Source organism: Proteus myxofaciens ATCC 19692, from assembly GCF_001654855.1.
Lineage (GTDB): Bacteria > Pseudomonadota > Gammaproteobacteria > Enterobacterales > Enterobacteriaceae > Proteus > Proteus myxofaciens.
The window spans coordinates 1-12,822 of sequence record NZ_LXEN01000100.1 but is presented as its reverse complement, the minus strand read 5'-3'; the positions used below and the strand labels follow the sequence as shown (position 1 = coordinate 12,822).

Genomic DNA, 12,822 nt, shown 5'->3' with positions numbered 1-12,822 from the left:
CAGTTGAGCCAGCAGAAAATAATAGTAATATTCCGCAAATTTTAATTAAATTATTCATCATATACTCTATTTAAGTTGTCTAATATTATTGAGGTTCAGAACTACACCATGTAAGCGCAATAATAGATACAGATTTAGGGTTTGCATAAACATCAAATTTATTTGTATCGCTCTCCGATACTGTAGATGTAATATACCAATTATCATTTTTTTGATTAATTTGGAGAATAACACTACCCGTTAATGCATTATCATAATTTTCTGTTTCTCTTGTCTGACTTTGAGAAGACAAATTCATTCCTTCAACTTTATCTGATTTATTTTTAAATCCAACAAATGATGATATTGATGCACTTAATCTTGGATATAATTTACTTTTTCCATCTATTGGATTAATTGGGCATTCCTGCTGTTTTAATATAATATTTCCATTTTCATTAGCATAATCGCCATTATATCCAGCTTGGCGAATTGAAACACCCTTGAAATTTAAATACATTGCTCTAACAGGTGTATAATATTCCTTATTTTCTTCATCATGCATGATAATATTAGAAACTAACGTACCCGTTTTTTCCTGATTATTATCTGTCACTGAGGTCAAATATAATAATGAGTCATCACCTTTTTCATCTTTCTTCATACCTAAACAGTTAACAAGATGACTTTTATCTTTACTCCAGCATAACCCTGGCGCTTGATCACTTTTATTTTTATTTCCACTGGTGATTAATAATTTATTGTTTTCATCCAGTTTGTTATTATAAGGTGAAATACAAGGCCCTATATCTTGATCTTTCTCACTCCAACACAATTTTTCTGCAAAAACAGAACCATCTGCTTTTAATAGTTCATTATCTTTTATCTTCTTCATATCGGTGTAAAAACTAAAGCGAATACCATAATTTTTATTTTTTTCGAATTTAGTAATATATGAAATTGTATCACCTAACTCTATTATTTTTGCTCCTCGATTATCTCCTACACGCATAAGTTGCCATTTATTTATAGCTGTTGTATTTGCAGGCCTATAAATAATACTAGCTGAATCATAAATCAGTCCTTTTTGATTAAATGACTCAATAAAATGCTTTGTATAAGCTTCAAAACCAAGTTTGTTATCGCTGCTCTCTGGATGATATGCCAGGAAAAAATCAACTCGATAAATATCTCTATTTTCTTGATTACCTTGTAAATCAATTCGTTCTAATGTGAATTCACTGTTTTTTATGATTGGACTAATATTACAAGATAAAAAATCATCAACGGTATTAAAAGCAAATCTATTATCTACACTTGTATTTTTAAAATTACATATTTTATTGGTATAAATACTTCTATCCGTGTAATTTCCTTTATCATCCGTCCATGTTTGATAATTACTTTCACTGATATCGTCATCAATATAGTTAGTAACCCTTTGTCCATAAGTTAATGTGGGTTCATATTTTAAATCATACACAGGATTTCGTTGTAAAATAATATCGTCCTTTTCAGGTTCAGAATTATTCTGGTAGACATAAATATTATAATTATTAATAAGACGATAAAAATTTGAAACTTCAGTTACAACAGCATCAGTGACCATTTTTCTATAATTTTCATCAGCAACTTTAGTTAAATACCTCGCTAATGTCGCTGCCATGATACCAATAATAGCAATAACCACTATTAGTTCTAATAATGTAAATCCTCTGTTTGACTTCATGTGATATCTCGTAAGATAGAAATACAGCAGACCTGTATTTCTATCTTAATTAAAAATTAACTAAATGACTTAATAGGATTAACGGCTACCTAAGATAACGGCGTTAGATGAATTATTATCACATACTTGTGCAATTAAATCTGGGCTAATATTCACATTACCTTCTGCATTTAATGAACGAAGGATTGCTTGTGCAGGTACTGCTGGTTTATCATCTCCTGCTTCTTCGCCTGCAGTTATTACTGGTTTAACAGACATATCAACAGCTTTTGTTTTACTGTATTTTCCAACAGCGGCTTGCGCAACTTCAACATAATCCCATTGATTACCCGCTTGAGAAACAATATTACGGCATTGACCTTGATCTAACCCGTTAATTTCAATAAAGAAACCTTTCATTTTCCCGTTAGCAACAGTCTGCGCGCCACCCACGTTATAGAAGTCATTAGAAATATTATTACGCGCTTCATCAGTAGAGATTTTATCTAACTGAACTAATCGAGCAATCGCTTCTTTTGAAGTAGCATCCTTAATAGTTTCAACAGTATAACTAGAAGCCGCACCTGATGATTCAGGGTACTGATCTGCACGTTGATAAGCATCTTTCATTGCAACACGAACTGTATTTGTATTCGTAACCACGTCAGAAATAGCCCGGCTATCAAATGCACGTTGTGCAAGTACAACCACACCCGCTGCAATAGTACCGATAATTCCCAGTACGATAATGATTTCTAGAAGTGTCATACCACGCTGTTTTTTTAACAGCTTAAAATTTTTCATTTTTTCAGCTAAGGAGATTCTTTTTAACTGAGGTTTTTGATTATTTACAGACATGTTTATTCCTATTTTTTAGTAAAATACAATCGCGAGCGATATATGAAAAATCCATATATTATTTTTTTTAATATCATGAAAAATTGAAGGCTATCTTAGTTATTAAGATAACTTTCAAAGTCGAAACACTTAATATAATTATTTATATCTTCATCAAGTGCTTTTAGAAATAGAATTAATGTGTAAAAAGAAAATGAGCACTCACCTCTTTCATAACGAGAGATCTGTTGTTGACTAAGATTTAATTTCTCAGCCAAGTCTTTTCCATTTAATCCTAATACTAATCTTCTTTGCCTAATGAAGTGACCAATTTTAATATCTATCTTTTTTTTTTTATTTTTCATTTTCTCTAACCACCGAGTTGTCTTAATTGGCGTGAATCATAGAGAGCAAATTCATAATATCAAAATTGGTAATTCCTATTAAAAATTAATTTTTTTACTATTTTTACCTATTAGATGCGTTAATTTAGAATAAAATACTTTCATTTTATATTAAAAAAACATCACAACACTTTGTTTTTATTAAATAAAAATACACATCAAACACAATAACATTATATTAACAACTTTATTGTTTTATTTGATTATATTTCACCCTCAACATAACTAGAAATATCCTGATACATCTTTATCTAATATAGAGTACTACTATTTAAGGTATCCATTTTTTTATAAAAAAATAAATCCTAACTATAGTTATTAATAAATTTTTTTTTAATAAGTCTAAATATTTCTTTATAAGAAAGCGCGTCTATACTCTTTAATTCAGATAAACAAACTCTAATTAAAAGCTTATTAAACAGTATAAAATGTCTATATGAAAATCATATTTAACCTTATTAATCAACTAAAGATAAATATTTAAAAACAATAGAAAAAAACTGTTTTTATTCTGAAAAAACAAATCCAATACTAAACTAAATTATTTATTAATAACTATAGTTATCATTATTTATTTATCGCTGTTCTTATTTTGTCATTCAGTTAGAAAATACATGTAAAGTGCGTATATTATGAATAATTATAAACGCCTAACATTAATATGTTATTAAATCATTTTTTCCAATAACGTATTTAATTATAAGAATTTTTTAAAAATGAACTCGCGATTTTCTTTATACCTTTCTCACCTATATACTTGGCAATACGTATAACTATTAAGGAATAACAGTGACTATCTTACAACGAAAAAAAACATGGCTGATTGTTCTTACTATTGTCCTTGTTGGCATTAACTTACGCCCTTTTCTTACGTCTACAGGCCCTATCATTGATGCCATTATTGCCTCAACAGGAATGAGTTATAGCCAAGTTTCATTTCTTACTTTATTACCGATGATCTTAATGGGAGCGGGAGCACTTATTGTTCCCTTATTCCAATCTACTATTCAGGCAAGAACAGGGCTTCAAATCGCCATGTTAATCTTGCTATTAGGTTCATTTTCACGTGCGTATGTTTCAACTGGCAATCAATTACTTATGACTGCATTATTTTGTGGTTTAAGCGTGGCTTATATTCAAGCCGTATTTCCAGGGATTATTAAAGCATGGTTTGGCCAACGAACCCCCATTATGATGGGACTTTATTCTGCAATGCTCATGGGGGGTGGCGCATTAGGTGCTCAGCTTTCTCCTATATTGTCTGAATTAGATGGACATTGGCAACATGCTCTAGCGTGGTTTGCACTTCCTGCTAGTTTTGCTTTTATTGCCATTACATTTTCAATTAAGAAGGGATTAACACAGTCAAATAAAATTTCACTAAATACGTTAATCTGGCGACCAAGAACGGCTGTATTAATATTAGGATTTGGTTTTGTGAATGCAGGTTATGCCTCTGTTGTGGCATGGCTAGCACCTTATTATCAATCGTTGGGCATGCCTAGCGATGAAAGTGGCTCATTAGTGGCTATTCTTTCGCTTTTTCAAGCATCAGCCGCATTGATTATACCTTTCTTAGCCACAAGAAATCATGATCGACGATTTTGGCTCCTTTTTACTTTAGCTAGCCAAATGATAGGTTTTTTAGCCATCATGATGGCGCCAATGAGTGCTCCTTACATATGGAGTCTTTTCTTGGGTGGGGGTTTAGGCGGGTGTTTTGCCGTGATGATGATAGTGGCATTAGATCATATTCCTAATCCTGTTGAAGCAGGAACATTATCAGCATTGATGCAAGGTGGAGGATTTATTATTGCCGCTTTTGGGCCTTTAGTTGCGGTTTGGTTACGACAAGATGATGGTAGTTTTCATTATGCGTGGGCATTCCATGCCGTATTAGTGGCACTTGCAATGCTTTTATTTTCTCGTTTAAATCCTCGCCATTATGCAAAGGCTTATCCTAAAAATCATCCTCCTAGAGATTAATGGCAAAAAAGATTAGCGCCTCATTATTTATCACATTAGGCGCTAATATTATTTACGTTATGTAATGCTATTTTAAATATAAAAATAATCATAGTTTAATCATTGAATTTAATTTATCTCAATAAAACGATTAATATCATTAATTTTTTAAGGTTATTCTATCTATTATTCAAATATACATCTGGTTTATCTGTAATAAGCATATCAACACCCCATTGTTCAAAATCTGCAACTTCTTCTGGATCATTGGGTGTATAACAATATATGGCATAGCCAGCTTGTTTTAGCATTTCAGCTTGTTGACGTGTTAAATATCGATAATCACAGTGTGCACTAAAACCCTCTATTCTATTTAAAACATTAAGAGCATCATCAGGAATATCATCCCATAATTGCCCACGGCGAATATTAGGTAAATATCGTTTCATTACAATTAATGCATCAGTATCAAAAGATGAAAATAGGATTTGCTCATTAGGAATATCAGCACTTTTTATTAAATCAGAAACAGCCAAACATAATCGTTCAATATCGTCATCAGGCCATGTTTTTAATTCAATATTAAGTTTCGTACCAGAACGTTTAATTAGCTGTAATCCTTGACGCAAAGATGGTACTTTTTCACCTTGATAAAGTGAGCTAAACCAACTGCCAGCATCAAGGCGATGTAAATCATCTAATGTATGAAAACGGACTGCACCTTGCCCATTCGTGCAACGATTTACCGTTTTGTCATGAATAAGAACAGGAACATAATCAGCGGTTAATTGCACATCTGTTTCTATCCATTCACATCCAAAATCAATCGCCATTTTAAAAGCAGCTAATGTGTTTTCTGGGGCTTTACTTGAAAATCCTCTGTGGGCAGCTATCTTCATTTGTTTCTCCTTTTTTATTCATTCCGCTATCATGACAACCCTTTATGACAGCAATTTGACAGTAAAATTATTATCCTCTTGACCGTCATTGAAGTACACTGAAAAAATATTGTTATTTTAATCGGTTATCTAAAAAATAGAAAAATAAATGAGGATTAATTAATAGAATAATATTTCTCTTAAAAAATTTATCATCAACAGTATCGCTTAGTGAAATTAACATAAATAGAGTAATTCAAACTATCTTCCTTGAAAAATTTTCGTTTTGTGTAAAACCCGTTTATCATTATCTCATTATGATATCTTTAATATTATTCTTATTTTTTTATAAGAATATTTAAATGAATCCTTTATTTTTAAAATAATAAATTTATTATTTCTTCACAAATAAAATAAACTAGGAATGCTATTCAGATTCAGTATATTGCACCTATTGATGACCACTGTTATCCTTTTGCTCACATATTTTATAATCACATAAAACGACTAAGCAAAAAAAGGACTTAACCTACAATGAAAATAAAATTACTTGCTACAGTAATGGTATCAACTGCTTTACTTGCAGGTTGTCAAAATTTTGATACTGCAATGCTGACTAAATCTGGTACTCAGTTATATCAAGCAGCTACATTAAATGATAATGATGTTAAAGCATTAACAAATGAAGCCTGCAAAGAAATGGATGCCCAAAATGAAATAGCTCCTGCTAATAGTACCTATGTAAAACGTCTAAATAACATTTCAAAAGCCTTAGGCAATGAAGTCAATGGCACGCCTGTAAACTATAAAGTGTATATGACTAAAGATGTTAATGCATGGGCAATGGCAAATGGTTGTGTGCGCGTTTATAGTGGCTTGATGGATATGATGACAGATAACGAAGTCGAAGGCGTATTAGGTCATGAAATGGGGCACGTTGCATTAGGTCATACACGTAAAGCAATGCAAGTTGCCTATGGTACAGTTGCAGCTCGTACCGCGACAGCATCAGCAGGCGGTGTTGCAGCGCAACTTAGCAATTCACAACTTGCTGAAATGGGCGAAAAATTAGTCAACGCGCAGTTCTCTCAACATCAAGAAACTGAAGCTGATAATTTCTCTTATGATCTGCTGAAAAAACGGGGTGTTAGCACCGAAGGTTTAGTCACAGGTTTTGAAAAACTCGCTAAATTAGGCGGTGGTGATTCAAGCATGTTTGACTCTCATCCACCTTCAAAAGAACGTGCTGATAATATCCGTAATCGTATTACACAAGATAAAAAATAATTGAATTTCCCCCTGTGTCTTATGATATGGGGGTTTTTAATTAGCGACGTAGCTGACTTATCACATCTTCAATAAATCGTTGAATAATCACTTTTTCATCATGATTATATTTGTCTAATAATGCTTCCCATTTTGCCTCAGATTGTTGATGTAATACTTCATGTGTTTGAAAAAGGCGTAACCCCTCTGCCGTTAAAATGAAAAAAACTTCTTTTTGATTATCGACCATTTTTACTTTTTCAATGGCACCTTTTGTTTGTAAGCGCTGACAAATTTTTGATACCGCCCCTCGTGTCATCGACATATATTCACTGATAGTGGTCAGGTTTCTCATGCTTTCTTCACCAATACAGTGAATAACATGTAATTCACTTAGTGAATATTTTTCTAACCCATTCTTTTCTAATAGTTTTTTATAGGCTTCATTATTGTATTCATCTTTAAGCTGTAAAAAATCACTCACACTTTTGATTAATGTTTTTGTCGTCACCTTCTCTTTTTTCATTTTTGTTTCCTTGGAAAATATATTTTTAAAAATAATATCAAAACGGTTTACAATATTCAAAATATCGCTATTATTATTTTTGTTTCCACGGAAACATTATTTATAAAAGGTGATAAAATGAATCTATCAATACGTAATCTGTTTTACCTTGTTTGCTTTAGTGCATTAATAGCATCTTTAGCACAAAATATTTATACCCCTGTTATTCCATTGATCCAGCAACAATTTAATACCACATTACCACTGATTAATCTTACCGTTTCACTCTTTACGTTGACAATGGCAGTGATGCAACTGGTCTATGGTATATTCATTGATATATGGGGAAGAAGGCCTATTTTATTATTAGGATTGGCAATTTCTGTATTTGGTGCTTTAGGCTGTGTTTGGTCTAGTTCTATTGAGTTATTGATATTTTGGCGAGTGATCCAAGCAATAGGTATCGCGGCAATTCCCGTTGTTGCAGCAACTATTTTAGGTGATATCTATCAAGGTAATGATCGTGCAAAAGCAATGGGCACTTATCAAATGTTACTCGCTCTTGCGCCAGCTTGTGGCCCATTATTAGGAGGCTATCTAGCATCCCATTATCATTACCAAGGTATTTTCGTCTTTCTCGCTGTGATAGGTGCAATGACATTACTTATTCATCTATTCTTCTTACCTGAAACGCGTCCAGAATGTACAAATCAACAACAAAGCACGATGACAATGAAAGAAGTATTGTCTGCTCCTGAAGGGCAATCTGTTTTTGTGATAAGCTTTATGGTGTTTTATAACTATTTCTGTTTACTCGTGTTTTTGCCACTCATTGCATTTCATCTTTATCAGCTTGATAGCACAGAAATAGGTGCACTATATCTACCTATGTCTATCGCGCTTATTTTAGGTAGTTATCTTTATCGTCGAATTTGTCCTCTTTTTAGTGCAGAAAACGGCATTATTATTACCTCCTGTATTAATCTAGCAATGCTTATTCTTTTTGCCTTATTTTGGCAGTTATCACTTTCTATAATGCTGGGATTAACTGTGTTATATGGCCTATCGTTAGGATTAACAATGCCAACTCATACCACATTATTAACAGGCTATTTTAGTTCAGCGCGAGCAACAGCTATGGGTATTTATAATTTTATTCGTTATTGCGGTATGGCTACAGGGCCAATTATTAGCGCTTATTTAGTGATTGATGGTCAATATCAGTATGTGTTTTATTCTTGTGTCTTATTCACGAGTTTTGCATTGCTTTTTACGCTAAAAACTTTAATGTCGTCATTAAAAAAGAACAAACAACAAACTAACGGAAAGATAGAATGAAACTCACTATTGAGCAATTAACTCAACCCTCTATACAAGATAATCTTGATTTAGCAAAAATTTGGCATAATGAACGTTATCAAAATGCACTAACTGCGCCGATTACACAAGAAAATGCACTTTTTGTTGCTAGATTTAATGATAGATTACTTGCTGCTTGTCGAGTAAAAATATCTGCTGATAACGCATTAATCACTGATTTTGTTGTAAGAGAAGTGACCCGTCGTCGTGGTGTAGGGCATTATTTATTAACAGAATGCGTAAATGCTTACCCTGAAATCATAAACTGGCAAGCAGTTAGCTTATCTGCAAAAGAAAGTGGCTATGATATTGCACATTTATTTTTAGACTATCATCAATTCAGCACATCAAGCGAACAACCTGAGGTTTATCACTTTTCTTTAGCAGAAAGAGAATAGAGTCGGGCAATATTATAAGCCGTTTCACTGAGATTGCGTTGCGCATAAGTCAAAGCTTCAGAAAGTGTTGAAACACCTGGCACAATAGAGAAAACAGCATCAATACCCTGTTGATGAACAATACCATAATCAGGTAAGTAACCACCTACTAATGCAATAACGGGTAGATGATATTTTTTAGCCAATTTAGCAACACCAATCGGTGTTTTGCCTTGAGCAGATTGGCTATCCATTCTACCTTCACCTGTAATAACGAAATCTGCATCAAAAAGATGTTTTTCAAGCTCTACCGCTTTTGCAACTAATTCAATTCCTGGCTTTAATGATGCTGTAGTAAAGGCTAATAATGGTATTGCTAAACCACCGGCAGCACCACTTCCTGCTATATTAATTAGTGAACGCTGGGTTAACGCTTCAAGATATGTTCCGAAATGATGTAATGCATTATCCAGTAAATCAATATCCTCAAGCGTTGCACCTTTTTGTGGACCAAAAATAGCCGATGCACCTTGTTTACCACAAAGTGGATTTGTGACATCACATGCAATTTCTATTTCAACCTGATTTAGGTTTGGATTTAATAAAGAAAGATCAATAGAAACCAGTTTTGCTAGCGAAGCACCACCAAAAGATAAAGATCTTCCCTCTTTATCACTGAGTTTTGCACCTAGTGCTTGTAACATTCCAGCACCTGCATCATTTGTCGCACTCCCTCCTAACGCTAAAATGATTTTTTTTACCCCTTTTTCTAGTGCTGCATTAATCAGCTCACCAGTACCATAACTTGTTGTTACTTTAGGACAACGTTGATGAGTAGGGACTAAATGTAAACCTGAAGCTTGTGCCATTTCAATAACAGCAGTCGTGTTATCACCTAAAATACCCCATTGTGCAGTGGCTTTGTTACCTATTGGACCTGTAACATCTGTTGTAATAAAATGCCCTTTTGTTGCATCAACAAGTGAATTAACTGTGCCTTCACCACCATCAGCCATGGGTATGCAAAGATAATGCGCATGGGGTAAATGTCGTGAAAACCCTTGTTTTATTGCTTCAGCAACCTCTTTTGCATTTAAGCTTTCTTTAAAAGAATCTGGCGCAATAATAATTTTCACGATTTTTCTCCACACAATAAAAAAGCGATATTTTCATATCGCTTTTATAACATACTGGTTTTTATTGATAGGCTTTCTTTGCCTAAATGTGATTAGTCTTCAATCGCTAAGCGCAATTTCTTCATCGCATTTTTTTCTAGTTGGCGGACTCGTTCAGCAGAGACACCGTATTTATCAGCCAATTCTTGTAAAGTAGATTTGTTATCATCATCTAACCAACGTGCACGAATAATATCTTGGCTACGTTCATCCAAGCCTTTTATCGCATTGGTTAGCTTATCTGTTGCGTGATTATCCCAGTTATCTTCTTCTATACCATCAGCAAAATCAGATGCTTTATCTTCTAAGAAAAGAACAGGAGCAACAGGATGTGAATCATCACTATCATCAGCAGTCATATCAAATGCCATATCTTGCGCTGACATTCTTGATTCCATTTCGCGGACATCATTTTCTGATACGCCTAACTCTTTAGCAACTAACTCAACTTCATCTTCGTTAAACCAACCTAAACGTTTTTTATTTTTTCTTAAATTAAAGAAAAGTTTACGTTGTGATTTGGTGGTTGCTACTTTCACAATACGCCAGTTACGTAATACATATTCATGAATTTCGGCTTTGATCCAATGTACTGCAAATGAGACCAATCGTACCCCGACCTCAGGGTTAAAACGACGCACCGCTTTCATTAAGCCAATGTTACCTTCTTGGATAAGATCAGCTTGTGGTAAACCATATCCAGAGTAACCGCGAGCAACATGAATAACGAAACGTAAATGTGACAAGATTAGTTTTCTTGCAGCATCCAAATCACCATCATAATGCAGCCGTTCAGCAAGTTCCTTCTCTTCCTCTGCGGTTAACATCGGATAGGAATTGGCTGCACGAATATACGCTTCAATGCTGCCTTGCGGAACCAATGCTAAGGATTGCATTTCTTTTGTCATTCAAATCCTCATGAAAATCAAGTCAATATTAACAACGGTTAGAAAAAAGATAAGCTTTATAAATATAGCTCAAATGATAAGTAAATCAGATTTTTTCTGATAAGTACTTTTTAACGATATTTTGACCAGCATAGAGGCTAAAGGTTCATATCGCATCTATGTTTACATATCTTTGTACTTTTCCAACCACCAAGCTCAAAACAACTATTTTGAAGTGTTCACTGCGCAATATCATACCATTATCCTAAAAACAAGACATTGATAAATTAGGTAGGAGGTCTATATAAAAAGAATAAAAGAAACGATTACAAATAAAGTAAAAAATGATGGTTGTTTCTCATGGTAAACGATAGAACATCAACTCTATGGAATTGATGATGAAAACGAGCAATCTAACGTAGCAGACTATGGTTTTGTTATATTATTGACTCATTTTAATTAAGTGTTAATACTTAATAGATTGTTAGTGAGAATAGTAATCATAGTGAAAAACGAATGTTTTACACCTAAAACTAGTTAAACCACAAAAAAAGATAGTCATAAAAAGATGATTTATTTTTAATCGAAAATGTAACAATACAAATATAAAACCTAAAGGCTTTAATTAAAAAAGATAATTAACTAAATTTAGCATTACAAATATATAATATATTTTAATAAAAGGCGCGCTACAATTTACCGTATAAATGCCATTAAATTATTAACTAATTAAAGAACAGACATAAAAGACAGTTTAGATATTACTCTATATCTGACACACAAAAATAGATTATTATTTAATCAAAAAAATGACATGGTAGTGCAATAAATTTTCAATTTGACCAAAGAAAAAAGCATCTTTAGAGAAAACGCATCTTATTGGTCTGATTTAAAAAGTCATGGTACTAACGATAAAGAAGATATCAATATATCCATATTAGCAGTAATGAATTTTCCAAAATAATATCCTTGAACAAGGAACTATCAACGTATTATGAATATTAATTAATCTATTCATTCTTCACTTTTAACTAAATATTTATTTTTAACATTTCTTCTTATTAAAATAAACATATTATTTAAAAACAAATTTCATTCTTTTTACTTACATGAAAATAAACATTATTTTTCCATTTACATACACTCTCATGCTCCACTTCTTTCAATTTCGCACATGCCAGGTTAATGGTATGTAATGAATTAGTTAATTTTTTTATTTTTAATAGTCGATTCTTAATAAAGTAAAACGAATAGAATTATTTATACAATACAAAAAATTATTAAAATCTATTTTTAATAGAAAAAAATAAAATATAGCCATCAAAAAAACAAGGAACACACTAATATAAAAAATTTATTAAAATAGTACTATTTAACCAATTTAATAAAATTAAAAAAGATAATCATACAAATTATAAAAAGTAACAATTACTACAATAATGAGTAATTTAAAATAAAAAAAATAAATTAAAAAAATAAAAA

General features: G+C 32.5%; 11 protein-coding genes. 4 read left to right on the top strand and 7 right to left on the bottom strand.

Features of this window, described 5'->3' with window-relative positions; translation table 11 throughout:
• Positions 1–85: 85 nt before the first annotated feature.
• From M983_RS10765 to M983_RS10755, 3 genes are all read right to left on the bottom strand, one after another.
• Positions 86–1,708 carry a type II secretion system protein gene (locus M983_RS10765; protein ID WP_074388166.1) on the bottom strand — a complete coding sequence of 541 codons (1,623 nt, stop codon included), beginning with the start codon at positions 1,706–1,708 and terminating at the stop codon, positions 86–88.
• A 78-nt stretch (positions 1,709–1,786) separates the two neighbouring features.
• Positions 1,787–2,545, bottom strand: a complete 759-nt coding sequence (locus M983_RS10760) for a prepilin-type N-terminal cleavage/methylation domain-containing protein (RefSeq protein ID WP_157091954.1) — start codon at positions 2,543–2,545, stop codon at positions 1,787–1,789.
• 95 nt (positions 2,546–2,640) lie between these two features.
• Positions 2,641–2,889, bottom strand: coding sequence for a helix-turn-helix domain-containing protein (locus M983_RS10755; RefSeq protein WP_066750226.1), 249 nt, complete (start codon positions 2,887–2,889; stop codon positions 2,641–2,643).
• 828 nt (positions 2,890–3,717) lie between these two features.
• Here M983_RS10755 and M983_RS10750 point away from each other — a divergent pair.
• Complete coding sequence (locus M983_RS10750; protein ID WP_066750224.1) at positions 3,718–4,914, top strand: cyanate transporter; 1,197 nt, start codon at positions 3,718–3,720, stop codon at positions 4,912–4,914.
• A 158-nt stretch (positions 4,915–5,072) separates the two neighbouring features.
• Here M983_RS10750 and M983_RS10745 read toward each other — a convergent pair whose 3' ends face one another.
• A complete protein-coding gene (locus M983_RS10745; protein WP_066750222.1) occupies positions 5,073–5,792 on the bottom strand; it encodes a glycerophosphodiester phosphodiesterase family protein in 720 nt (239 codons plus the stop codon).
• A gap of 513 nt (positions 5,793–6,305) precedes the next feature.
• Between M983_RS10745 and loiP the strand changes: the two genes are divergently transcribed.
• Entirely contained in the window at positions 6,306–7,058 is a 753-nt protein-coding gene (loiP, locus tag M983_RS10740; protein ID WP_066750221.1) for a metalloprotease LoiP, read from the top strand.
• A gap of 40 nt (positions 7,059–7,098) precedes the next feature.
• On the opposite strand, the gene M983_RS10735 is transcribed toward loiP, so the two are convergent.
• The gene (locus M983_RS10735) at positions 7,099–7,563 is read right to left on the bottom strand and encodes a MarR family winged helix-turn-helix transcriptional regulator (RefSeq protein WP_066750219.1); all 465 of its coding nucleotides are present in this window, start codon (positions 7,561–7,563) and stop codon (positions 7,099–7,101) included.
• Positions 7,564–7,680: 117 nt separating this feature from the next.
• Between M983_RS10735 and M983_RS10730 the strand changes: the two genes are divergently transcribed.
• Together M983_RS10730 and panM are read left to right on the top strand one after the other, a co-directional pair.
• A complete protein-coding gene (locus tag M983_RS10730) occupies positions 7,681–8,880 on the top strand; it encodes an MFS transporter (RefSeq protein WP_066750216.1) in 1,200 nt (399 codons plus the stop codon).
• The gene (gene panM / locus M983_RS10725; protein ID WP_066750214.1) at positions 8,877–9,299 is read left to right on the top strand and encodes an aspartate 1-decarboxylase autocleavage activator PanM; all 423 of its coding nucleotides are present in this window, start codon (positions 8,877–8,879) and stop codon (positions 9,297–9,299) included. Before M983_RS10730 ends, panM begins: the two co-directional genes overlap by 4 nt.
• Here panM and M983_RS10720 read toward each other — a convergent pair.
• Positions 9,272–10,414 carry a glycerate kinase gene (locus M983_RS10720; RefSeq protein ID WP_066750213.1) on the bottom strand — a complete coding sequence of 381 codons (1,143 nt, stop codon included), beginning with the start codon at positions 10,412–10,414 and terminating at the stop codon, positions 9,272–9,274. The genes panM and M983_RS10720 overlap by 28 nt on opposite strands.
• Before the next feature lie 92 nt (positions 10,415–10,506).
• Positions 10,507–11,361, bottom strand: a complete 855-nt coding sequence (gene rpoH / locus M983_RS10715) for an RNA polymerase sigma factor RpoH (RefSeq protein ID WP_066750211.1) — start codon at positions 11,359–11,361, stop codon at positions 10,507–10,509.
• Between the last annotated feature and the right edge of the window lie 1,461 nt (positions 11,362–12,822).